Consider the following 23373-nt stretch of genomic DNA (forward strand, 5'->3'; position numbering starts at 1 on the left):
TATGAATGGTAATATTCTCATAATTGATGACGATATAGAGCTAACTGATTTATTAGCCCAATATTTGGACCCCGAGGGATTCAATGCTGTCTGTGTCCATGACGGTGAAAGTGGAGTAAAAAAAGCCTTAAATCAGACTTTCGATGCAATTATTCTTGATGTCATGTTACCAAAACTGAATGGTTTTGAGGTATTAAAAGCGATTCGTGAACATTTGGAAACACCTGTCCTCATGCTAACTGCTCGTGGAGATGATATCGATAGGATCGTGGGTCTTGAGATCGGTGCCGATGATTATCTGCCTAAACCATGCAATCCTCGCGAATTAGTAGCTCGTTTACGTGCTATTTTGAGGCGTACTCAAAAGATACCCACATCAAGACCTATCATTGAGCAACATGATATAGTTGTTGACTGCTCCAAACGTCATGTAACTATGGGCGGAAACTATCTTGAACTGACTAATGCTGAATTCAATATTTTAGAAATGCTTATAAAATCACCAGGACAAGCATTTTCTAAGGAAGAGCTTACTGAATATGCTCTAGGCAGAAAATACACTGCATATGATCGTAGTATCGATGTTCATATCAGTAATCTAAGAAACAAGTTAGGAGATAACCCTCAAGGTGAACCTATAGTTAAAACTGTTCGTGGATTTGGATACATGTTTAATGCGTAGTTTGTATTGGAAAATTTTTATTTCATTTTGGCTCGCCACAATACTTATTATTTTTACCACAGCCTGGGTTATCAGTCACATCGTACAAAAATCATCATTACCTGCCCAAGAACAGCTATTTATGGATAGCTATGCAAATGCGGCCGTTGCAACCTACGAATCAGGTCGACAAACTGCATTATTAAAATGGTTAAATAAAATTGGTATTTCACGCCATATGTCAATTTATTTATTATCCAGCACCGGTGAAATTATTGGCACGCAAGCAGCGCCAGAAAACGTAAAAGAAGTTGCAGAAAACTTACTACAAGATCAACTAAGTGAAGGTATTTTAAAATCAGGCAAACTTATCGTAAGTCATGAAATTTTATCCACTTCAGGAAAATTTTACCGACTTGCAGCTGTAAGTGAAAAGCCAATCTCTCATTTTGTTGATGTTCCATGGGCTGGTCTTGCCATTCGTCTCATTTTGGCAATATTTATCAGTGGTCTTATTTGTTATTTATTATCCCGCTACTTAACCCAGCCATTACGATCGTTGGGAATGGCCGCTAAATCAATTGCTACTGGGAAATTAAATACGCGTGTTGGACATCTAAGAGGGCATTATAATGATGAAATAGCTCAATTGAGCCATGAGTTTGATCGTATGGCAGAACAGCTAGAAACCCTAATCAACTCCAAAGAGCGATTGTTACAAGATATTTCACATGAGTTACGCTCACCTCTTGCTCGACTGCAAATTGCAATAGAATTAGGACGTAATAAAACACACGGTCTAGCAGATACAGAGTTTAATCGTATGGAACTCGAATGTTCTAGGTTAAATGCTTTAATCACTGAGGTACTGGATTTTGCTCGTTTGGAGAAATCAACAACTGATCTCAATTTAACTAATGTTGAGCTTTCAACTCTTTTATTCAATATCATTAGAGATGCCAATTATGAAGTTGGTGAAGAAACACCTCGAGTCAACGCGGGTGTAATTGAACCATGTTTCTTGCTCATTGATGAACGATTAATTCATAGAGCAATAGAAAATGTAGTTCGAAATGCACTCCATTATTCGCCAGCCACAGAACAAGTGATTGTTTCATTAAAACATGATGAAACTAAAGAACATATCTATATTGATATTAAAGATAAAGGTCCTGGTGTACCTAAAGATCAGCTAGGTAGGATATTTAGTCCATTTTATCGTGTTGATACGTCAAGAACAAAAAAAACAGGTGGATATGGATTAGGATTAGCCATCGCCGCTCGTGCCATTCAATTACATCATGGTGAAATTATGGCTCTAAATAACCCTGATGGAGGACTGCTTGTGCGGGTTATTCTTCATTCAACTCCGGAGATCAATGCCGAACTATCTGAACCAAATTTAGTTATGGATAATACATAAGCATATGATATGAAAGTAAATAATTGATTGATACTTCTTTTTTATTAACTTTTATATTCTTAAACAGATGAAATAAACTATTTTTTTCTGTTTAATTAAGGTACAATTTGCAGGGTTAAAAAAATCTCCAGGATTACTTTTATATGACCATAGCCCAGAAATTAGATAGAGCAAGTGGCATCTTTTTCTTTGCTGGCTTTTTGCTTTCAAAACTCCAGTATATCCCTTTTCCACTCGCAGCAGCAATATTTCGATTTCTTTCACTGGGCATTTATTCATTAGCCTATCTGTGTTGGTTTACAGCGTGCCATCTTCATCCAGATCACCCAGAACACTATCGCAAATGGTATGGTTTTGCACAAATTAAAGAGCAATTCCTTTATTCTTCAATTATAGGGTTCACAGCAACAATAATAAGTGTCGCTGCTATTTTTGTACCGGCCTTATTTCCTCCTGCAGCATGGCTATTTCTTCTTGGTAATATATTATGGTCAATTGGTGAGTATCATAAATTAAAAAATCCCCCTCCCGATGAAAATTTTTCTTCGACACGACAAAGCGCTTATTTATCATACGCTAAAACATCAACAGTCATAAGCTTAGTAGCTGCGACTGCAGCTACTTTCATATTTTTATTTCCGCCGGCAGCAATACCTATTACTATTTTTTCACTGCTCATTTGTGTGGGACTGGGTGCATTAGCATTTGAATTCTGGTTAAATTGCAATTTCGGACAACATGAACCAGACCATGCTAATAGTTATTATGAAATGACTGAAACATTAGGCCCCTCAGTTTCCGAGGAACACTCTAACTCTAAGTCACCCGAACCAGAACCCAGTTGCTTCAGCGGCTTTTTCTCTAATCCCAAGCAAAAATCCCCTGAACCAACTAAATCAACTGTTAAGGTCCAAGAACATAAAGAAGAAGATAGTCTTAAAGACAATACTCTTTTATACTTATAGACTGCCAGTTTTAATTGAGATTTATAATGGATCAGATAATTACGAAAATGATTTCAAATGCACATAAGGCGCTCGCTCATTCGTACTCGCCCTATTCCAAGTTTAGCGTGGCTTGTTGTATATGCACCGATAAAGATAATTTATATACCGGCGTCAATGTCGAGAACGGCTCTTATAGCTTAGCTGTATGTGCTGAAACATCAGCAATTTCTGCAATGGTTTCTGCAGGGGAACAACATATTAAAAGTATGGTCATCCTTGCGGGAACAAATTTATTGTGTTCACCTTGTGGTGCATGCAGGCAAAGGATCCATGAATTCTCCACAGCAGATACTCTGATCCATCTATGTAATAAAGATTCAATATTACGTAGCTTAAAGATAAATGAACTCCTACCATTGGCTTTTAATTTTGATGTTAACCCTTAATTAATAGGAAAATTTGTATGACAGATACTGCACAAAAGCAGAGCTATGCCCATTTAGCAGCAAACTATATCAAAAAACTATATCCTTCATTTAAACCAAGAATTGGTGTGGTTTTAGGATCAGGATTAGGGAAATTTGCTGATGAGTTACACGATTCTGTACGAATCAGTTATGAAGAATTACCAGGATTTCCTAAGATTACCGTACAAGGACATGGTGGTAATTTAATTTTTGGATATTTGAATAATGTGGGTGTTGTTTGCTTACAAGGTCGCGCTCATACGTACGAAGGTTCCGAGAATTATGAAGCAGTTAAAACCTATATTCGTACTTTAAAACTATTAGGATGCGATTATTTCATTGCCACAAATGCTTCAGGCTCATTAAGAGAAGATGTTGGGCCCGGAGAATTAATGCTTATCTCGGATCATATCAATTTACAACCCAGCAATCCTTTGATTGGCCCTAACGATGATGAGTTTGGCCCAAGATTTTATCCATTAGATAATGCTTATGACAAACAAATGCGTTTTGACTTATTATCTACTGGAGCAAAAAACTCAATTAAGCTTACCGAAGGAGTTTACATTTCGGTTTTAGGCCCTCATTACGAAACAGCTGCCGAAATCAGAGCATTTAAAGTTTGGGGGGCTGATGCTGTAGGCATGTCTACAGTACCAGAAGTCTTAGTTGCAAATCACTGTGGGATGCACGTAGCAGTTATTGCTATGATTACTAACTACGCAACTGGCCTTTCAAAAACAGCACACAGTCATGAATCTGTAGTTGCAATGGCAGAAAGTGCTGCGGAAAAATTGAATTTAATTCTGAAACAATATATTGCGAGTATAAAGTGACTTTAGAGACCCATTTTAATGAGGTCATGGAGACGTTGCTTGGTAGTAATTCTAAAAGAATCATCCCTGGCAAGCAACTTATTCACTCCATTGATCTTACTTTATTGGATGAACATGCACATTCTGAAACATTATTACAATTAAAACACAACGCAAATCACAATCAAGTTGCTGCGCTCTGCGTTTACATACAGCATCTTGATCAATTTTCTTCACAAAATGTGATTGATTTAGCTACAGTGATTAACTTTCCTCATGGAAGTGAAGAACTAACCAGTTCACTTGAATCTATAGCAAAGGCAATGGAGTTAGGAGCTACAGAAATTGACTATGTATTTCCTTACCACATGTATCTTCAAGGGCAAAAACAACTCGCGTTAAATCAATGCAATTTTATTGCCCAATTTTGTAAGCAACATAAGCTTATGCTAAAAATTATTTTAGAAACGGGCGCCTTTCCTGACATCACAACTATTTACCATGTGAGTAAAGAGTTAGTCGAGTCGGGCTGCGATTATCTTAAAACATCAACAGGGAAAATATCCGCAGGTGCATCCTTATCTGCAGCATTTGCCATGTTAAGTGCGATTCGAGATGGCGGGAAATCCTGCGGTATTAAGATTTCGGGTGGCATAAGGACACCACAGCAAGCACATAATTATGCAACACTCGCAGAGTTAATGATGGGCAAACATATTAATAAAAGCTGGTTTCGCATAGGCGCCAGCAGTTTATTAGAAGAACTGTTAAAAATAAATTAATTCTCAGTTATACTTCATACGGTCGCAAAATTAATTAGTACGTGACATCGATAATCCCTATTTGCTTAGAGATAAGCACGCGAAGTTGCATTTCGTATGGGGCTCTTATCTTTATCGTGTTCCTTACTGGAGTTTAAGTATCTATGAATCGAAAAAACTTATTTAAACCTATTTTAGTACTTGTCTTTGGACTTATTTTAGCTAGCTGTAATAAAGCATTACCTCCTGGTGAATATGATTCAAATGAGGTAGGCAAGATTAAAAAAGTAATTCCGGGTACAATTATATCTAAACGACCTGTGAATTTACATCGAAATACGAGCAATGTAACTAAAAGCAATAGTTTTGAGGACAATGGCTATAACCAATCACATGGTGTTGAATATGTGATTAAATTAAATTCAGGGGGAATTATTTCTGTGGTACAAGCAGAAGATCTCAAACTGAAAACCAAGCAAAAAATACTTGTAATTTATGGAAAAAATACTCGAGTTGTTGCAGATAATGGAAGCGATATTTATTAAAATCTAAAATGAATGACCTGCGCTTTATTTCACATAAACGCAGGTAACTCAAAATAGCATTACACCTCAGATGAAAATAAGCATCATTAGGATTAAGCTATTCAAATAACAATTCGTCACCCTAAATCCTAATTGTCATCCCTAAGTTCGACCCGTTATAATGAGGAACTTACGACGAAGGATCTCCCTTCTTTAGCATAATCACTGGAGCTCCCTCGCTGTGCACGGAAGACAGTTGGGAAAAACCAACCCTATTTCAGTAACCAATGCCAACAGCCAACCACATTAATGCCCCATAATAGGTACTCACAATAAAGGCTTTGAAGCAATCTTGAGGAACTCTTTTATTAATTAGTTTTTGTTGGTAAATCAAGATAACACCCGCTATCAACCAAAAAATATAAAAGAATAAATTGATTTGATTCATAAATGCCCAATATAACCACAAACTATGAAATAAACCTTGTAACAAACCAATAATCATACGATCATAGCTAGCAAAATAAATCGCCGTAGACTTCACACCAATTCGTAAATCATCCGCTTTATCAGCCATGGCATACATAGTGTCATAAGTCAGAATCCACGAAAAATTAATTAAAAACAATAAGAAACATTCACTATTCAAATATCCATCGGATGCCACATATGCCATAGGTATCCCCATAGAAAATGCCAAACCAAGGACTAGTTGGGGGGCGTCGAGAAAGCGCTTACAGAAGGGATATAATAGAGAAATAAATAACGCAATCAATCCAAGATAAAAACAATTTCGAGGAAGCTGAATTAATATAAATAATGCCACTAAAAGTAATATTATTAATAAAAGGAAAGACTCAGGCAAACTAACTTCACCAGCAGTTAACGGTCTTAATTTCGTGCGGGCAACATGCTTATCGATATTTCGATCAGCAATATCATTGATCACGCAGCCTGCTGCACGCATAAGTACGGTACCACATAAAAAAAAGATTAACAGTTTAAGTGATGGTATTCCTTTATTCGCCAACCATAGAGCCCATGCTGTCGGATACCAAAGCAACAGGATTCCCACAGGCTTATCGAAACGCATTAATCGCCAATATGCATTCCACTTCATGAATTAATGTTCTCAAGCTCAGGTAACATAATTTCAGCCAAATAAAATGATTCTTTCTGTTGAAAAGAAAATTCGGTTAGCCGAACCCAAAGCATTCCATTAATTGAATGCAGATTCCTTTTAACCCAATAATATTCCAAGCATTGTTGATCCACCGGATAGCTTGTCCATTGAACACGATGCACTCGAACTTCATTAAAAATTAAGTTTTTTATGGATTCATTTTCTAAACGTCTAAAAAAATTAGGATCAAGCTCATAACATTTTTTAGGAATAATACTACGTGCATACCAATAAACAACATCATGACTTTTCATCATGATTTCACGCTGAAAGATCAAATTATCTTGAATTTGTAAAAGGTTTCTATCCCACCAATCCGTATTAGTCCAACATTGAGAAATAAGCTCAATCTGTGCTTCACCCTTAATTTGCTGCAGTTTATCAGTTAAGGACGCGTTATAATTAAGCCACTCTGTAAGTTGCTCCGAACTTTGTGCATTTATTTTGAAAATAGAATGGGTATTAATAGACATGTATTTTAGCTACTTATTACAAAATATAGTTCGGCATGATCTTACAAAATTAACGCATCTGCGACAAGTTATTGCTAACTCTTATTCTTCCCAGTCGATTTAAAACAATAACCACCTGTTCATGGGTATCTAGATTCATTAAAATAAAACGTCCATTGCTAATCGCTTGTCCGGGATAAGTTGAAAAGCTGATCCTCTTTGTCGAACTTGCTCCATCCCAATGCAAGTCCCAGCGAGGATGGTTCCATTGCCATTGATAAATCACTTCCATTTGATTCGTTTTTTTATTTAAAAAATTTAAAACAAGGCCATTCGACCAATTAGATGACACATCGAGCGGAGAAAGATGTACAGGATTACCAAGAATAATCGCTTGCATCTTGGCATATTGTATTGCCGTTCGAAGTTCCTCAATTATTGTTTTCTGTTCATTTTTTTTAAAAAAATAAGTATATGAACCAATCCCTATTATTGATAAACCTATGAACACTGACATCGTTATTAGTAACTCCAGCAGCGTAAGACCTGGTATTTTCATAAATAAAAAATTATTCCATTTTATTTTTTGATTTGCGAGTTACCTTATAAAATACCACAGTTCAATAAACATATTACATACTAAAGGAAAATGTTTCATCAGACTCTAAATCGCCATAATCATCCTCGTAATAAACACCCGATATCACTGTTTGCATCGGCTCATATTTTCTGCTCAATGAACGAAGCATTCGTGGATTAACTTCAGAATTCTTACTCAATAAATCGAGTATGCGTGAACATTGAGAGAAAGATAAATCCCAACGTGAAAAATACTCCTCTTTATATAAATTTTTATTGCTATTAAGCAAATCTAACAATCGACTCATCGCTTCATATATTTTCTCACTAGGATTTTTTTTAAGCTCTTTTAATAAATTGATTGCAATATGAAAAATGACATGCGTTTCATTACGAATTTTTGCAAAATGACTCAAACACTCAAACGGAGCTTTTAACGAAAAAGCATGACGTGCATAATCAAAAATCTTTTTATCAGAGCTGTCCTTAACTAAATCTTGTGATAATTTTAAAAAAATAGGATATATCGCAAGGAGGATCTTGTGATGGTCTTTTCTACTTGACGATGAGGAGGCATGGGGTATTTCATTACCAAAAAAAGTTAGTTGAGTATCATCTTGCTTAGGCGTTTTTGGGGAAGAAGTTGTGGCACTAAAATAAAGTCTCCGCAATTCCTGCGCTTGTTGCATTAACTCACTTTGATTAGGCGCACTAGATTCTTCAATTAGTCGGTACACTACTTCAAACCAGTGCCTATCACCTCGATAACAACAATAGGAAAGTAATTCACCCAGAGAACTAAATGTTGTGTACATAAACTCTTCATTTTCATATTCGTTATCCTCATTTTTATGATAACGCATATTCAAATAGTTATTTGTCTCTTGATAACCGGAATCAATCATTTGTTTTCTGGTTTCTTCCCCCACGGTAAATGATGAGGTGGATACATTATCAACATTAATTACAATGGATTGACATGCGTATTTTCTCAATTTCAAGCGATCTTTTTCCCAACCACTAGCTGGATCACTAACACCAGTTAATAATCTATAAATCCAATTTAAGACCACATTTTCTCTATAAACTCTATCCATCACACGATCAATGGCCTTTCTTTCTGGGCCGTCATCAAATTTAACAGCTAATACTTTTAAGTTATTACCATATTCTGATTCGAGAAATGTGGAGTGATCATCAAAAAAAGCCTCAGTAGGAAAATTATTTAATATACCGCCATCATTATGTTCCTCACCATCAATAAGCGTTGATCTATAAACTATAGGAAAACTGGCGGATGTTTTAACCGCTTCACTCACCTCAAAATTTGGCGAGCGAAAATAAGAGAAATAACGCGTTTTTCCCTGGGGTTTATTTGTTGCTGTAACTACCAACTCTTTTCCAATTCCACACCCTGGGCATTTTTGCCGAATTTCTTCTAAGGTTGCAAATGTGATTTTGCCTTGGGGATATGGAATTTGATATTTAGAAACAATTTGATCCAGTTTATAGGCAATCGCATAATCTAGAGCAGTCTTTAGTGAATGAGCTTCGGAAATCCCATTGATATTTATATCAAAATGCACTAAATGCTCATGTTTGAAATGTTTAAATAATGCTTCAATTTCCTCAGCTGTATATCCTAAATAACACATTAAGGCCATAATAGCTCCTGCGGAGCTACCGGCGAATTTTTCAGGATATATTTTTGCCTCGTTTAGTGCTTTCCAAACACCAATATGAGCAAAAATTTTTGCGCCACCACCGCAAAGAACTATATTTTCAATATTGGGTTTTCTTTCCCTTACTAAAATTTCATGTGATTTTAAAAACCGAAATACTTCTACTTTTTTTGTTTGATATAGTGGTACTACGTGTTTTTCTTTAATTGATTTACTTTTAACTTTTTCGTCGTTTATCCAGGGAAACAACCAAGTCCAAATGCGAACATACCATGGTTTTAAAGACATATATCGCTGCATCTTTCGATAATCATGCATTTTATCTAGGCGTTCTTGAGGATCAGACACTTCTATCGATTGCGGATGAGGGCTTTTACATATTGATTCAAAATTAATATTTTTTATATTAAGTGAGATAAGCTGATCGACTAATTTATCGGTAATAAAAACTCGTTTTGTATTTCCTAAAGGTTCTTGCTGGGAGTCATCAGGATCTTTATATTTTGTTCCAGTCCCTGGGACTAAAAATTGGTTAAAACCTATTAATGTCCCATGATGACCATGACACATTTGAATACCAGTCAATTGATAATGAGATATATTTTTTAGTGATAAATCTAAATCACTTATTTTCCAATGCTCTAAATATTGTCCCTGAAACCAGCTTACTATTCTTCCCCACCAGGTTAAAGCAACTTCAGCTGTGAAACCACGATACTCATTTACTGTTACACCACTTAAAAATGCTTTAGTTTTCTCTTTTTGATGAGGCTCCAAAAGCCATTGTTTAAATAATACTCTTTTCTCATCACTTACCCGTGTAAAATCGAACATTATTTGTTCGTTATCAAATAGATAATTACCAAAAGCAATTTTATTATCGGCGGGGGAACCATTAATTTCTAAACGGCCTAAATAGGCTGTCATAATAATTTTTTTTAATAAATCAAGATTTTGAGCATATGGGTGTGCGTCAGATTCAAGCAGCTGACTTATTACGTGTTGTGGTGTCATCACTTATCCTTAAGTTATGATAATCCATTAACCATTCAGCAATAGTCGAAGCACTCCATGCTTCCAATTGATTTATTGCTAAATTGATCTTGCTATACTTAACTCGAGTCTTGCTGTTTCCATCACCTTTTGTTCAAACGATACGATTACGATTCCTTTTTGTTTTATTATTTTTAACCATCACAAATATAATTAACACAAATTTATCAGAAATTAAATAGACTAAATTATTCGAAATGGACATACTTATAGTATTAAGCCAGAGATGGCTTTAATGGTACCTAGGCCACATTTTGAAATGTACCTAGGCTATATATAGGATTAATTTTGAATATTCTTTAAAATTTCAGCGACAACCAGTTCAGGATTTATTGCTTGTGTGATTGGACGTCCTACTACCAAATAATCACTACCTTCTTCAATGGCCTGTTTGGGTGTCATTACTCGCGATTGATCATCACTGACGTTATTTGGCAATCTGATGCCTGGAGTTACCGTGATAAATTGATTACCACAGGAACCCTTTATTACCTTTACTTCTTGAGCGGAACAAACCACTCCATCCAAACCTGCGTCCTTTGTCAAAATAGCTAATTTTTTAACATGGTCTATTACAGGGGTATTAATCCCAACTGAAATTAATTCATTTTGATTAAAACTGGTCAATACAGTCACTGCAATTAAGATGGGTCTACTCGCGCCATAAGAATCAATAGCATTCCTTGCTGCTTGCATCATACTCATTCCACCAGAAGCATGGACATTCATCATCCACACCCCGAGCTCAGCCCCTGCCGTACACGCTTTTGCAACTGTATTAGGAATATCATGAAATTTTAAGTCTAAAAAAACTTTAAATTTTCTTTTGATCAATTGCTTCACAAAACTTGTACCAAGGAGTGTAAAAAGTTCGCTTCCTACTTTTACAGCACAACTGTTAGGATCAAGCTTTTCAACTAAATTTAACGCATCATGCTCATTATCAAAATCCAGTGCAACAATTAATTTAGGCATCATTTATACCATAGCCTCTTCTTCATGAACTTCTAGAGCACTTTTTACAGCTGTAACTATTTTTATTTGCTCTGCTTCTTGCAAATAAGGATGCATAGGTAAACTAATAACCCGACTACTTGCATATTCTGCATGAGGAAAATCACCCATTTTATAACCAAGATATGCCATGGCAGTTTGTTGATGCAGGGGTACAGGATAGTGCACAGCAGTTGGAATTCCGGATTCTTGCATTGCCTTCTGGAACGCATCTCGATTACTTACTTCAATAGTATATTGTGCATAAACACTTGTATTGTAGCTATGAACGAAGGGCGTTTTTACTAAAGGTGAAAGAATCTGATCGTATGCTTTAGCAACTCTTTGGCGCATAATAATTTCATCTGGGAACAATTTCAATTTCTCAATTAAAACAGCAGCCTGAATCGTATCCATTCGCCCATTTATTCCTATGCGGTTATGGCAATAACGCGCATTTTGACCATGAATTCTTATTTCAATAAGTTTTTGAGCTAAAACATCATCATTGGTAAAACAGGCACCTGAATCTCCATATCCACCTAAAGGTTTTGATGGAAAGAAACTAGTACATCCAATCGTTGATAAAGCACATGAATATTTACCTTTATAAGTTGCACCAAAACTTTGTGCTGCATCTTCAATCACTGGTATACCGTAATGAGCTGCGATAGCATTAATTTCATCATGATCAGCACATTGACCATATAATCCCACTGGCATTATCGCCTTAGTTTTACTGGTAATTGCAGCTTCAAGCTTATTAGGGTCCATGTTATAAGTAAGTGGATCAATATCTACAAAAACAGGCTTAGCTTGACAAAGACTAATCACCTCAGCAGTAGCGAAAAAACTAAAAGGAGTAGTAATTACTTCATCTCCAGGCTGTATTTCCAAAGCCATTAAAGCCATTAATAACGCGTCTGTTCCACTTGAATTGACAATAGCATGTTTAACTCCTATAAAATCAGCTAATTGCCTTTCAAGTTGAGCAATTTCAGGCCCCATAATATATTGACCATGATCCAAAACGTTTTTAATACTGGCTAAAATTTCGTTTTCTATTATTGAATATTGTTTTTTTAAATCGATAAATTGCATCATAATCTCTTAAAAAATTAGTTAATATCCTTCCAATCCATGGACAGGTTTCATTCTTCCCCAGTTTTTACAGCTGGGACAATGCCAATGAAGATGTTTGCCACCAAAACCACAATGAACGCATCGATAAACTGGCTTATTGTCTAAAAATTTACTTGTTATATCATAAAGCATTTGTAACTTATCACGTACCTTTCCGTGAGCAGACTCAAGATGCCAATAGGTTAATTGATTTAAACCTCGTATGGATGGATGTTTACTCAAGTTATCCGCAACGAAATCTATCGCAGCATCCATATTTTTTTGTTGTCTTAAATATTCCGCTATTACAAAAATTACTGAAGCTCTAGGATTATCCTCTAAGGTCTCTTCAAGATACTTGACACACTCATCCATTGTATTTAATTCTTTATGGCATACAACTAGAGGTTCGATAATTTCTGTTAAAAAATCAGCATCTTGCTGAGGAACACGTTTTAATGAGCGAATTGCTTGTTTGTAACGCCCTTCTTTCATTTCGAGGCTTGCATTCATTAAGCTGGCTCTAACTGATTCATTATCAACGCTTATAGCTTGCTTAATACAATATGTAGCTTTATCAATTGCATTGCTTTTTAATGCCTGATTGGCCATTTCACAATAATAATGAGCCGCTTGATTATGAAAACTAGTCCCTGTTGAAATTTCAAGCTTTTTAATTACATCCAAAGCTTTTTCCCAAGCTTTTTCTTGTTGATAAATGGCTAACAAACCATGCAAGCTACTGGTTTCTTTAGATCCCCCTAATTCTACAACCTCCAAAAAAATTCGCTCTGCACGATCGAATAAACCAGCACTCATATAATCCTGGCCTAAGGCCATTAATGATTCTTTTCTTTGTAAAATACTTAATTGAGGTCTCGCAATTAAATTTTGATGAATACGTATCGCTCTATCAACTTCACCACGGCGCCTAAACAAACTCCCTAACGCAAGATGTGTTTCTACCGTATCACTGTCAACCTCTAGTAATTTAATAAAAACATCAACAGCTTTATCAGGTTGCTCGTTTAAAAGATAATTAAGTCCTACAACATATTCACGGGATAAACGGTTATAAAGAGTGGGGTCGCTCTTGGATTTACTACGATTTGCCAACCACCAACCAGACCACGCAGCAGCAGGCAATAGTAATGGCCATAAATCAATCATTATTACCCTCCCCTCTGCATGTTAGACTTCATAATAACAAAAAAATTAGTGTTGATCTTGCAATGGAATTGATCGTAAGTTTTTAATTTCTTTTTCAGTTAATTTTAATTGGTTTTTAATTTTGTGGCATTCAGCTTTTAAACGCCAATATCTTCCAATAAAAAGTATAAAACCTACTAAAATCCCAATACCTAACATGATTGTCATAAGAACAGAGATAGGCATTGTTATTGTTTTAAAATATAAATTAACATCCACTGAAGTTGCATTTAGAGCAGCAAAACTAACGCCAATAATGATAAGAAGTATATAAATAACTAGCATTAATATGCGCATAAAATTCTTCCTTTTTTGTTTCCAGGGCAATTCGAAGCGGAACCCGGGATCTTCCAGGATGATACTGTAATTTAAACCTGAGCTCCACTTCGGTTCACACAGGTTATTAAAATATACAAACAAAAAAGCGTAGAGAAATCTACGCTTTTTTAACTAATTGACAATAAAGAAATTAATCACTCTCTTTACTTGCCATTTTTTCTTTCAGCAAATCACCTAAGGTTGTTGTTGAAGTACCTTCGGTTCTAGAGTATTTCTTAATCGCATCTGCTTCATCTTGAGCATCTTTCGCTTTTACTGAAAGAGTAATTGAACGATTTTTACGATCAACATTTATGATTTTTGCTTCAATCTCATCACCTTCTTTGACAAGAGTAGTCGCATCATCAACACGCTCATCGGACAATTCACTTGCACGAATAGTACCAGTAATATCATCGGCTAAAGCTACAGTAACTGTTTTAGCATCTACAGCGACAACAGTGCCTTTAACTATGGCGCCTTTAGTATACTCATCAACAAAACTCGCGAAGTTATCGCCTTCAAGTTGTTTTATACCCAAAGAAATACGCTCACGCTCAGGATCTATAGCAAGAATAACAGCTTCCAACTCTTGTCCTTTCTTAAACTGTTTTACTGCTTCTTCGCCAGCAACTGTCCAGGAAATATCAGACAAATGAACCAAACCGTCAATATCTCCATCCAAGCCAATAAATATTCCGAAGTCGGTGATTGAACGAATCTTACCACTTACTTTTTGGCCTTTATTGTGTGCGGCAGCAAATTGTTGCCATGGATTACCAACACATTGTTTCATGCCTAAAGAAATACGGCGTCTTTCTTCATCAATTTCAAGAACCATAACATCAACTACATCACCCAGAGAAACTACTTTACTTGGATGTACGTTTTTATTGGTCCAATCCATTTCAGACATATGGACTAAGCCTTCAACACCTTCTTCGATTTCAACAAAGCAACCATAATCAGTGATATTAGTTACTTTACCTTGTAATTTTCTGCCTATTGGATAACGTTCTACTAGATCAACCCAAGGATCGTTACCTAATTGTTTCATGCCTAAAGAAACACGGTTTCTTTCGCTATCAAAACTCAATACTTTTACTTTTACGTCTTGGCCAACGGATAATACTTCACTTGGATGTTTTACACGCTTCCATGAAATATCAGTGATATGCAACAAGCCATCTATGCCACCCAGGTCAATGAATGCACCATAATCGGTAAGGTTTTTAACAATACCATGAAGTTCTTGACCCTCATGTAAGGACTCAAGCAATGCTTGTCTATCAGCACTACTTTCTTCTTCAACAACTGCACGACGTGATACAACGATGTTGTTGCGCTTTAAATCCATTTTAATAACTTTGAATTCAAGCTCTTTGCCTTCTAAATAAGAAGGATCTCTTACAGGTCTGACGTCTACTAATGAACCAGGTAAGAAAGCGCGTATGGTACCAATTTCAACAGTAAATCCGCCTTTAACTTTTCCGGAGATAAGACCAGTAACTGTTTCATTGTTTTCATGTGATTTAGATAATTTACGCCAAGCTTCCTGACGTTTTGCTTTTTCTCTTGAAAGGAGCGTTTCGCCGTAGCCATCTTCTACAGAGTCCAGTGCTACTTCAACAGTATCACCCAAGCTAACTTCCAATGCACCATCTTTGTCATAAAATTCTTCTTTAGGTACAATACCTTCAGATTTTAGACCCGCATTTAAAATGACATAGTCACTATCGATTCCGATAACTTTAGCATTAATAATGGCACCAGGATAAAATTGAGCACCGGCAATACTTTGCTCAAACAATTCTTTGAAACTTTCAGACATGTTAATAAACTCTTTAGTAAAAAAATGAAAGATTGAGTTCCACTCATCTTTCCCCCAACAAATAATTAAGCACAGTACAAACGTTCATTAATTAATTTTAATACAATATTAAACACTTGTACAATGGATAATCTGGTTGTATCAATTTGCACTGCATCATCTGCAGGCTTCAATGGCGCATGCGTACGAGCAGTATCCCTTACATCACGCTTAGCCAATTCTTCTACAACCTGCGCGAGGCTAACATTAATTCCCTTTTCTTTCAACTGTAAATAACGTCTATTTGCTCTTTCTTCTTCATTAGCATATAAAAATATCTTTAAAACAGCATCAGGGAAGACTACGGTACCCATATCTCGACCATCAGTAACGAGTCCTGGAGATTGTGCAAAATTACGTTGCCGCTCGAGTAAAGCATGTCTAACTTCTTGAATCGCAGCAATTTGAGATGCGTCTTGGCCACATTGCTCACTTCGAATTTCAGAACTGATATTCATCTCATCCAAAATGGCTTGTGCCCCATAATCATCAGAAGATTCAAAGCGTAAATTTAGTGAACGCGCTAATGCAGTCAATTTATCTACATCGTGAAAGTCAATTTTATTTTTCCTAGCAGCATAAGCGAGAACACGATAAATAGCACCACTATCAAGCATATTCCATTTAAGATGTTTCGCAAGTAATTGGCATAAAGTGCCCTTACCAGTGCCACTTGGTCCATCTAAGGTTATAACAGGTACTGTGTCATTGTACATTATTAACAGTTTCCTCTATTTGTAATTGAAGCTCCTTTGCTGTTTCCACAAACAAAGGAAATGAGGTAGCTACATTGACACAATTTTTAATAGTAACAGGTTCTTTAGCTACAGCCCCAGCGATTGCAAAAGACATGGCGATACGATGATCACCTCTGCTTTCAACAGTACCTCCGTTTAAGGTTCCTCCTTCGATCAGTACTCCATCGTCTAATGCATTTGCATGAATACCTAATTCTTTTAGACCATCAACCATAGCAGCAATCCGATCACTTTCTTTAAGGCGTAATTCACTTGCGCCGTGCAGCGTAGTTTGTCCTTGTGCACAAGCTGCGGCAATAAAAATTACAGGGAACTCATCAATTGCAAGAGGTACCATATTTGAATCTATGTTAATTCCTTTCAATGGTGCATATTGAACTCTCAAATCAGCAACCCATTCTTCTCCAAGTTGTCGTTGGTCTAAAAGAGTAATATTAGCCCCCATCTCCAATAAAATATGCAGTATTCCAGTACGCGTTGGATTAATACCTACATTTCGAATGAGAATATCAGAGTCAGGAATAATAGTGGCTGCAACAATGAAAAATGCCGCAGATGAAATATCTCCAGGAATATCTATCTCAGTGCCAATGCATTCACTCTCTGAGTTAACAATTAAAGTATTACCTGAACGATGAACAGGATAAGAAAAGTTTTTGAGCATTAGTTCTGTATGATCACGGCTCACACCTGCTTCTGTGATTTGGGTCTCCCCTTCAGCATAGAGACCAGCCAATAAAATGCATGATTTAACCTGGGCACTCGCTTCGGGCATAACATAATGAATCCCTTTAAGTTTTTTGCCGCCTCTAATTGTGAGCGGAGGTTTTCCATCTACAGTAGTAATATCGGCACCCATTTGTGTTAATGGTTTACTAACCCGCATCATCGGTCTTTTTAATAAGCTCTCATCCCCTGTTAGTTGACTATCAAAAGATTGGGCAGCTAATAATCCTGCAAGCAGTCGCATACTGGTTCCAGAGTTTCCACAATCAATAACCTTATCAGGCTTTTTCAATCCATGCTTGCCAACCCCATAGATTACCACTTGTTGTTCATCAGGACCTTCTATGGTTACTCCCATTGCTTGGAAAGCTTTTAGGGTTGCCATGCAATCATCACCATCAAGAAATCCATTAATGATCGTTGTTCCCTTAGCTAAAGAACCAAAAATAATGGAGCGATGTGAAATAGATTTATCACCAGGTACAGTGATCTCACCATTGATTGACCGAACAGGTTTACTGATAAAATTATGTATTCTCACTAACTATTTTCCTTTGCAAACTCAGACATGAACTCTATAAGCGCATCAACGCCGGTAATGGGCATTGCATTATATAGACTCGCGCGAATTCCACCAACGAATCGATGCCCCTTCAAAGCATATAAACCACGTAGCTGTGCCAAATGTAGAAATTCATTCTCTAATGTATCATTCTTAAGTGAGAAACAGACATTAACTATAGAACGAACCTCAGGATCTACATGAGTTGTATAAAAATCGCTGTTATCCAAATATTGATATAATTTAGCTGCCTTTTGACAATTGAGACGGTATATTTCTTCAATTCCACCTTGCGTTTTTATCCAATCAAACATTTTATCCGCTAAATAACAATTAAATACTGGTGAGGTTGCAAAAAGCGAATGATGCTCGACTTGAATTTTATAATTTAACATTGTTGGCACTTGGGGAATCGGCATTTTTTCTAATAAATCATCCCTAATAATTACTATTGTTAGCCCGGCGTTTGCTATATTTTTCTGTGCTCCCGCAAAAATTAAACCATAATTTTTGACATCGATAGGTTCACTAAGCAAAGCAGACGTCATATCAGCGATTAAAGTAATATTTTTAGTTTTGGGAACAGAAGGAAATCGCACCCCATTCACAGTTTCATTGGGAGTGTAATAAACATAGGATGTATTTTCTTTTATGTCCCAGCTTCGTACATCAGGGATTGTTTTATAACCATTTTGTTCATCACTGGCTATACAATATGCTTTTTTTAAAAGTTGTGCTTCAGAAAAAGCCATCTGTGACCATATACCGGTGACCAGATAGCCTGCTTGATCTTCTGGACCCAATAGATTCATTGGAATCATAGCAAACTGAGTACGGGCAGCCCCGCCCAAAAATAAGACATGATAATTTGAAGGGATAAAGAGTAATTCTCTTAAGGACTGTTCCGCGCGCGATAAGAGAGTTGTAAACTCCGGGCTCCGATGCCCAACCTCAAGAACAGAAACGCCAAGATTTTGCCAATCTAGAAACTCTTCTTGTGCTTCCTTAAGAATAGCCTCAGGAAGCATTGAAGGGCCAGCACCAAAATTATAGACTCTAGTTGTCATCGCCATTTTCTTCAATTTCAGTTATGTCATCGGACTCATTAGAATCCTCGCCTAAATCTTCAATCTTTTGCATACCCACTACTTTTTCCCCGGGGCTAACATTAATTAAGCGAACACCTTGTGTATTTCGACCAATCACAGACAACTCATCGATCTTAAATCGTACCAGCGTGCCTTTATCGGTAATCAACATTGCTTCATCTGCATCAGTAACCTGCACTGAACGGACAACTTTACCATTACGCTCACTTACCTGAATGGAAATAACACCTTGTCCACCACGTCCAGAAACTCGATACTCTTCGATGGAGGTACGTTTTCCATATCCATTTTCTGTTGCAGTCAATATGGTTCCATCTGGATGAGCGACAACTAAGGATATTACTGCTTGTCCCTCTTCGATGCGAATTCCTCGTACCCCACGGGCAGTACGGCCCATAGGTCGGACTTTACTTTCATCAAAGCGTACTACTTTACCCGCATCAGTAAATAGCATGATATCCTTACTACCATCCGTAATATCAACTCCAACCAAACTGTCATCTTCATCAAGATCCACAGCAATAATTCCATTAGATCTTGGTCTGCTAAATGCATTTAAAGGTACTTTTTTAACCGTTCCTTTTTTCGTAGCCATAAAGACATAGAAACCTTCTTGGTACTCTCTGACGGGTAGCATGGCGTTAATTTCTTCGCCTTCAGCAAGTGGTAATATGTTAATAATCGGACGACCCCTAGAGATACGACTGGCCAAAGGAAGCTGATATGCTTTTAACCAATAAAGTTTTCCGAGGTTAGAGAAGCAAAGCAATGTGTCATGCGTACTTGCAATAACTAAACGAGAAACAAAATCCTCATCTTTAACATTTGTTGCGGATTTACCCTTACCACCTCGACGTTGAGCTTGGTATGCACTAAGAGGTTGGTATTTTACATAGCCTTGATGCGATAGAGTTACTACTACATTTTCTTCAGTAATTAAGTCTTCGATTGTTAAATCTTCTTGTGATGCAGTGATTTCAGAACGACGTTCGTCACCAAACTGAGTTTTTATATCAAGGAGCTCATCACGTATTACTTGCATGAGTCGCTCTGGAGAGGCCAATATTTCCAATAGCTCACGAATTAATTGCAATAATTCTTCGAACTCACCTAAAATTTTATCTTGTTCTAAAGCGGTTAAGCGATGAAGTCTTAATTCAAGAATAGCTTGAGCCTGAGCCTCTGATAATTTATAACCATTAGCCCCTAATCCAAATTCAGCGGCCAAATCATCAGGCCGAGAGGCATCAGAGCCTGCTCTTTCCAACATCGTTTTAACCATGCCTGGTTGCCATAGCTTAGCAAGCAATGCTTCTTTAGCGTCCTGAGGGGTTGGTGATTTTTTAATCAAATCAATCATTTCATCAATATTTGCTAAAGCTATTCCCAAGCCTTCTAATAAATGAGCGCGAGCACGTGCTTTTTTCAGATCAAAAAGGGTTCTTCTAGTTACAACTTCTCGTCGGTGTTTAATGAAATATTCAAGAATTTGTTTCAAGTTCAAGGTACGCGGTTGGCCATCAACCAAGGCAACCATATTAATTCCAAACACATTTTGCATTTGGGTATGGGCGTACAAATTATTTAAGATGACATCAGCCACTTCATTACGTTTTAGCTCGATTACAACTCGCATACCTTGTTTATCAGACTCATCCCTAAGTCCTGAAATTCCTTCAATCTTTTTATCTCGCACCAACTCAGCAATACGTTCAACCAAACGCGCCTTATTTACTTGATACGGGAGCTCCGTGATAATAATGGATTGTCGCCCTGAATCTTCATCCGTTTCAATTTCAGTTCGGGCCCGAATAATTGCGCGCCCTTTTCCTGTACGATAGCCTTGTATAATTCCAGCTCGGCCATTGATAATTGCGGCTGTTGGGAAGTCTGGACCAGGAATGATTTCCATAATGTCGTCTAAACTAAGCTCAGGATCATCAACCAGAGCAATACATGCATTAATCACTTCAGTAAGGTTATGGGGTGGAATATTCGTCGCCATACCTACCGCAATACCAGAAGAACCATTAACCAATAAGTTGGGTATACGTGAAGGCAAAACTACAGGAGCAAATTCTGTTTCATCATAGTTCGGGCTAAAATCTACCGTCTCTTTCTCAAGATCCGCTAATAAAGCATGAGCTACCTTAGACATTCTTACTTCGGTATACCGCATTGCCGCAGGCGCATCGCCATCTACGGAACCGAAGTTACCCTGACCATCAACCAAAAGATAACGCATTGAAAAAGGTTGTGCCATACGAACAATGGTGTCATAAACTGCTGTATCGCCATGTGGGTGGTATTTACCGATTACATCCCCTACGACACGTGCCGATTTTTTATAGGGTTTATTCCAGTCATTGCCTAATTCACTCATTGCGAAAAGTACGCGTCGATGAACCGGTTTCAGCCCATCACGAACATCAGGCAAAGCCCTGCCTACGATAACACTCATCGCATAGTCTAGGTAGGATTGTTTTAATTCATCTTCGATATTAACTGGCAAGATTTCTTTAGCTAGATAAACCATAGTTTGGACGTATCCTTGACGATAAATTTTAATGATAAAGGATACCATACAGACGGATTTAATTAAATCATCTACACTAAAATGTACCCTAAGTACTGCATTGCCCTCAGTATTTTCCTAGTCTAAATGATAAAATATGCCCTAAATTTTGATTCTCATCACAACAGAGATAAATTTGTTACTTTTTTACTGTCATTCTTTGAAATTCTAAACCATAATAAAATTGACTGTAAGTGCTCATTTTGTATATAGTGCCACGCACAAACAAATGAATCCTTTATCAGGAGAAGCAATGACAAAAAAAACAGCGAAACTTAGCCTTGAAGGCCAAGAGCCACTTGAATTACCGGTATATACACCTACGTTAGGAAATGATGTAATTGATATCACACAACTGGGTGCGCGTGGCGTTTTTACTTTTGATCAAGGTTTTTTATCGACTGCCTCCTGTGAATCTAAAATCACTTATATAGATGGTGATAAAGGGATATTACTCTATCGAGGCTATCCAATCGAGCAATTAGCTGAGAAAAAAGATTTTCTGGATGTAAGTTATCTTTTACTCAATGGCGAGCTACCTAGTGCCGATGAAAAGAAAAAATTTGTTAATTTAATTAACAACCACACTATGGTACATCAACAAATGTATCAATTCTTGAATGGTTTCCGACGTGACGCACATCCAATGGCAATTATGGTCGGAATGGTTGGAGCTTTATCTGCCTTTTATCATGACACCATGGATTTGAATAATGCGGAAGACCGATTTATTTCTGCAATACGCATGGTTGCTAAAATGCCTACTTTTGCGGCAATGAGTTATAAATATTCAATAGGATTACCCTATATATATCCACAAAATAAAATGTCTTATGCGGAAAACTTCTTACATATGATGTTTAGCGTTCCTACTGAAGAATCAACGCCTGATCCTGTTCTGGTACGCGCTATGGATACTATCTTTATTTTACATGCGGATCATGAGCAAAATGCATCTACCTCCACTGTTCGTCTAGCTGGTTCAACAGGAGCAAATCCTTTTGCATGTATCTCTGCAGGAATCGGTGCCCTATGGGGACCCGCTCATGGTGGTGCGAATGAGGCTTGCCTGAATATGCTCAAAGAAATTGGAAGCGTTGATCGCATTCAACATTACATCAAGCGCGCAAAAGATAAAGATGATCCATTCCGATTAATGGGATTTGGTCACCGTGTTTACAAGAGCTATGACCCCAGAGCAAAAGTAATGCGCCAAACCTGCTATGATGTATTGGAAGCAGTTGGTGCAAAAGATGCTCCGTTATTCAAGCTTGCTATGGAACTTGAACGGATTGCTCTTGAAGATGATTATTTTATTGAGAAAAAACTTTATCCTAATGTTGACTTCTATTCCGGTCTGACTTTAAGTGCTATAGGAATTCCAACAAATATGTTTACAGTAGTCTTTGCTTTAGCCCGTACTGTTGGTTGGATGAGCCATTGGATGGAAATGGTTGCCACTAAATCAAGAATTGGTAGACCACGCCAGCTTTATACTGGTGAAAAAACAAGAAATGTTCCTTAAGCTTGGATTCAGGTTCTTACAGTCGTTAAGTAAAGAATTGTCGTTCCCGCGAAGGCGGG

Annotated in this window: 21 protein-coding genes; 8 read left to right on the forward strand and 13 right to left on the reverse strand. The window is 37.1% G+C overall.

The features are described from left to right. Position 1 precedes the first annotated feature (1 nt). The 7 genes from cpxR (at position 2) to ACWTEW_RS25385 (ending at position 5619) form a co-directional block, all read left to right on the forward strand. Positions 2 to 682 carry a two-component system response regulator CpxR gene (gene cpxR, locus ACWTEW_RS25355; RefSeq protein ID WP_454780875.1) on the forward strand — a complete coding sequence of 227 codons (681 nt, stop codon included), beginning with the start codon at positions 2 to 4 and terminating at the stop codon, positions 680 to 682. Further along, the gene (gene cpxA / locus ACWTEW_RS25360; RefSeq protein WP_454780876.1) at positions 675 to 2084 is read left to right on the forward strand and encodes a two-component system sensor histidine kinase CpxA; all 1410 of its coding nucleotides are present in this window, start codon (positions 675 to 677) and stop codon (positions 2082 to 2084) included. The genes cpxR and cpxA overlap by 8 nt, the downstream gene beginning before the upstream one ends. Positions 2085 to 2227: 143 nt before the next feature. Then, positions 2228 to 3049: a hypothetical protein gene (locus ACWTEW_RS25365; protein ID WP_454780877.1), complete on the forward strand. Its 822-nt coding sequence runs from the start codon at positions 2228 to 2230 to the stop codon at positions 3047 to 3049. A 26-nt stretch (positions 3050 to 3075) separates the two neighbouring features. Further along, positions 3076 to 3477, forward strand: a complete 402-nt coding sequence (gene cdd, locus ACWTEW_RS25370; protein ID WP_454780878.1) for a cytidine deaminase — start codon at positions 3076 to 3078, stop codon at positions 3475 to 3477. 17 nt (positions 3478 to 3494) lie between these two features. Continuing rightward, the gene (locus ACWTEW_RS25375; RefSeq protein WP_454780879.1) at positions 3495 to 4334 is read left to right on the forward strand and encodes a purine-nucleoside phosphorylase; all 840 of its coding nucleotides are present in this window, start codon (positions 3495 to 3497) and stop codon (positions 4332 to 4334) included. After that, the gene (gene deoC, locus ACWTEW_RS25380) at positions 4331 to 5095 is read left to right on the forward strand and encodes a deoxyribose-phosphate aldolase (protein ID WP_454780880.1); all 765 of its coding nucleotides are present in this window, start codon (positions 4331 to 4333) and stop codon (positions 5093 to 5095) included. The genes ACWTEW_RS25375 and deoC overlap by 4 nt, the downstream gene beginning before the upstream one ends. Before the next feature lie 143 nt (positions 5096 to 5238). Then, a complete protein-coding gene (locus ACWTEW_RS25385; RefSeq protein WP_454780881.1) occupies positions 5239 to 5619 on the forward strand; it encodes a hypothetical protein in 381 nt (126 codons plus the stop codon). 256 nt (positions 5620 to 5875) lie between these two features. On the opposite strand, the gene ubiA is transcribed toward ACWTEW_RS25385, so the two are convergent. The 13 genes from ubiA to gyrA all read right to left on the reverse strand — a co-directional run bounded on the left by ubiA (position 5876) and on the right by gyrA (position 21750). Further along, positions 5876 to 6718, reverse strand: coding sequence for a 4-hydroxybenzoate octaprenyltransferase (gene ubiA, locus ACWTEW_RS25390; protein ID WP_454780882.1), 843 nt, complete (start codon positions 6716 to 6718; stop codon positions 5876 to 5878). Further along, positions 6715 to 7254 carry a chorismate--pyruvate lyase family protein gene (locus tag ACWTEW_RS25395; protein WP_454780883.1) on the reverse strand — a complete coding sequence of 180 codons (540 nt, stop codon included), beginning with the start codon at positions 7252 to 7254 and terminating at the stop codon, positions 6715 to 6717. Before ACWTEW_RS25395 ends, ubiA begins: the two co-directional genes overlap by 4 nt. A 49-nt stretch (positions 7255 to 7303) precedes the next feature. After that, complete coding sequence (locus ACWTEW_RS25400) at positions 7304 to 7792, reverse strand: GspH/FimT family pseudopilin (RefSeq protein WP_454780884.1); 489 nt, start codon at positions 7790 to 7792, stop codon at positions 7304 to 7306. 73 nt (positions 7793 to 7865) lie between these two features. After that, a complete protein-coding gene (gene vpdC, locus ACWTEW_RS25405) occupies positions 7866 to 10508 on the reverse strand; it encodes a Dot/Icm T4SS effector VpdC (protein ID WP_454780885.1) in 2643 nt (880 codons plus the stop codon). A 321-nt stretch (positions 10509 to 10829) separates the two neighbouring features. After that, positions 10830 to 11525, reverse strand: a complete 696-nt coding sequence (gene pyrF / locus ACWTEW_RS25410) for an orotidine-5'-phosphate decarboxylase (RefSeq protein ID WP_454780886.1) — start codon at positions 11523 to 11525, stop codon at positions 10830 to 10832. Then, a complete protein-coding gene (locus ACWTEW_RS25415) occupies positions 11526 to 12641 on the reverse strand; it encodes a DegT/DnrJ/EryC1/StrS family aminotransferase (protein ID WP_454781273.1) in 1116 nt (371 codons plus the stop codon). A 21-nt stretch (positions 12642 to 12662) separates the two neighbouring features. Continuing rightward, a complete protein-coding gene (gene lapB / locus ACWTEW_RS25420) occupies positions 12663 to 13832 on the reverse strand; it encodes a lipopolysaccharide assembly protein LapB (RefSeq protein WP_454780887.1) in 1170 nt (389 codons plus the stop codon). A 45-nt stretch (positions 13833 to 13877) separates the two neighbouring features. Further along, positions 13878 to 14168, reverse strand: coding sequence for a LapA family protein (locus ACWTEW_RS25425; protein WP_454780888.1), 291 nt, complete (start codon positions 14166 to 14168; stop codon positions 13878 to 13880). Positions 14169 to 14340: 172 nt separating this feature from the next. Further along, a complete protein-coding gene (gene rpsA / locus ACWTEW_RS25430; RefSeq protein ID WP_454780889.1) occupies positions 14341 to 16020 on the reverse strand; it encodes a 30S ribosomal protein S1 in 1680 nt (559 codons plus the stop codon). A 65-nt stretch (positions 16021 to 16085) separates the two neighbouring features. Next, a complete protein-coding gene (cmk, locus tag ACWTEW_RS25435) occupies positions 16086 to 16775 on the reverse strand; it encodes a (d)CMP kinase (RefSeq protein WP_454780890.1) in 690 nt (229 codons plus the stop codon). Continuing rightward, positions 16765 to 18084 carry a 3-phosphoshikimate 1-carboxyvinyltransferase gene (gene aroA, locus ACWTEW_RS25440; RefSeq protein WP_454780891.1) on the reverse strand — a complete coding sequence of 440 codons (1320 nt, stop codon included), beginning with the start codon at positions 18082 to 18084 and terminating at the stop codon, positions 16765 to 16767. Before aroA ends, cmk begins: the two co-directional genes overlap by 11 nt. Continuing rightward, complete coding sequence (serC, locus tag ACWTEW_RS25445; RefSeq protein ID WP_454780892.1) at positions 18084 to 19172, reverse strand: 3-phosphoserine/phosphohydroxythreonine transaminase; 1089 nt, start codon at positions 19170 to 19172, stop codon at positions 18084 to 18086. Before serC ends, aroA begins: the two co-directional genes overlap by 1 nt. After that, positions 19162 to 21750: a DNA gyrase subunit A gene (gyrA, locus tag ACWTEW_RS25450; protein WP_454780893.1), complete on the reverse strand. Its 2589-nt coding sequence runs from the start codon at positions 21748 to 21750 to the stop codon at positions 19162 to 19164. The genes serC and gyrA overlap by 11 nt, the downstream gene beginning before the upstream one ends. A gap of 292 nt (positions 21751 to 22042) precedes the next feature. Between gyrA and gltA the strand changes: the two genes are divergently transcribed. Next, a complete protein-coding gene (gene gltA / locus ACWTEW_RS25455) occupies positions 22043 to 23314 on the forward strand; it encodes a citrate synthase (RefSeq protein ID WP_454780894.1) in 1272 nt (423 codons plus the stop codon). Positions 23315 to 23373 lie beyond the last annotated feature (59 nt).

It is taken from the genome of Legionella stuttgartensis (genome assembly GCF_977063405.2).

Excerpts from the sequence above, each read along its gene's own strand:
- cpxR (WP_454780875.1), top strand. The coding sequence starts at position 2 with ATGAATGGTAATATTCTCATAATTGATGACGATATAGAGCTAACTGAT.
- cpxA (WP_454780876.1), top strand. The coding sequence starts at position 675 with ATGCGTAGTTTGTATTGGAAAATTTTTATTTCATTTTGGCTCGCCACA.
- ACWTEW_RS25365 (WP_454780877.1), top strand. The coding sequence starts at position 2,228 with ATGACCATAGCCCAGAAATTAGATAGAGCAAGTGGCATCTTTTTCTTT.
- cdd (WP_454780878.1), top strand. The coding sequence starts at position 3,076 with ATGGATCAGATAATTACGAAAATGATTTCAAATGCACATAAGGCGCTC.
- ACWTEW_RS25375 (WP_454780879.1), top strand. The coding sequence starts at position 3,495 with ATGACAGATACTGCACAAAAGCAGAGCTATGCCCATTTAGCAGCAAAC.
- ACWTEW_RS25385 (WP_454780881.1), top strand. The coding sequence starts at position 5,239 with ATGAATCGAAAAAACTTATTTAAACCTATTTTAGTACTTGTCTTTGGA.
- ubiA (WP_454780882.1), bottom strand. The coding sequence starts at position 6,718 with ATGAAGTGGAATGCATATTGGCGATTAATGCGTTTCGATAAGCCTGTG.
- ACWTEW_RS25395 (WP_454780883.1), bottom strand. The coding sequence starts at position 7,254 with ATGTCTATTAATACCCATTCTATTTTCAAAATAAATGCACAAAGTTCG.
- ACWTEW_RS25400 (WP_454780884.1), bottom strand. The coding sequence starts at position 7,792 with ATGAAAATACCAGGTCTTACGCTGCTGGAGTTACTAATAACGATGTCA.
- vpdC (WP_454780885.1), bottom strand. The coding sequence starts at position 10,508 with ATGACACCACAACACGTAATAAGTCAGCTGCTTGAATCTGACGCACAC.
- pyrF (WP_454780886.1), bottom strand. The coding sequence starts at position 11,525 with ATGATGCCTAAATTAATTGTTGCACTGGATTTTGATAATGAGCATGAT.
- ACWTEW_RS25415 (WP_454781273.1), bottom strand. The coding sequence starts at position 12,641 with ATGCAATTTATCGATTTAAAAAAACAATATTCAATAATAGAAAACGAA.
- lapB (WP_454780887.1), bottom strand. The coding sequence starts at position 13,832 with ATGATTGATTTATGGCCATTACTATTGCCTGCTGCTGCGTGGTCTGGT.
- ACWTEW_RS25425 (WP_454780888.1), bottom strand. The coding sequence starts at position 14,168 with ATGCGCATATTAATGCTAGTTATTTATATACTTCTTATCATTATTGGC.
- rpsA (WP_454780889.1), bottom strand. The coding sequence starts at position 16,020 with ATGTCTGAAAGTTTCAAAGAATTGTTTGAGCAAAGTATTGCCGGTGCT.
- cmk (WP_454780890.1), bottom strand. The coding sequence starts at position 16,775 with ATGTACAATGACACAGTACCTGTTATAACCTTAGATGGACCAAGTGGC.
- serC (WP_454780892.1), bottom strand. The coding sequence starts at position 19,172 with ATGACAACTAGAGTCTATAATTTTGGTGCTGGCCCTTCAATGCTTCCT.
- gyrA (WP_454780893.1), bottom strand. The coding sequence starts at position 21,750 with ATGGTTTATCTAGCTAAAGAAATCTTGCCAGTTAATATCGAAGATGAA.
- gltA (WP_454780894.1), top strand. The coding sequence starts at position 22,043 with ATGACAAAAAAAACAGCGAAACTTAGCCTTGAAGGCCAAGAGCCACTT.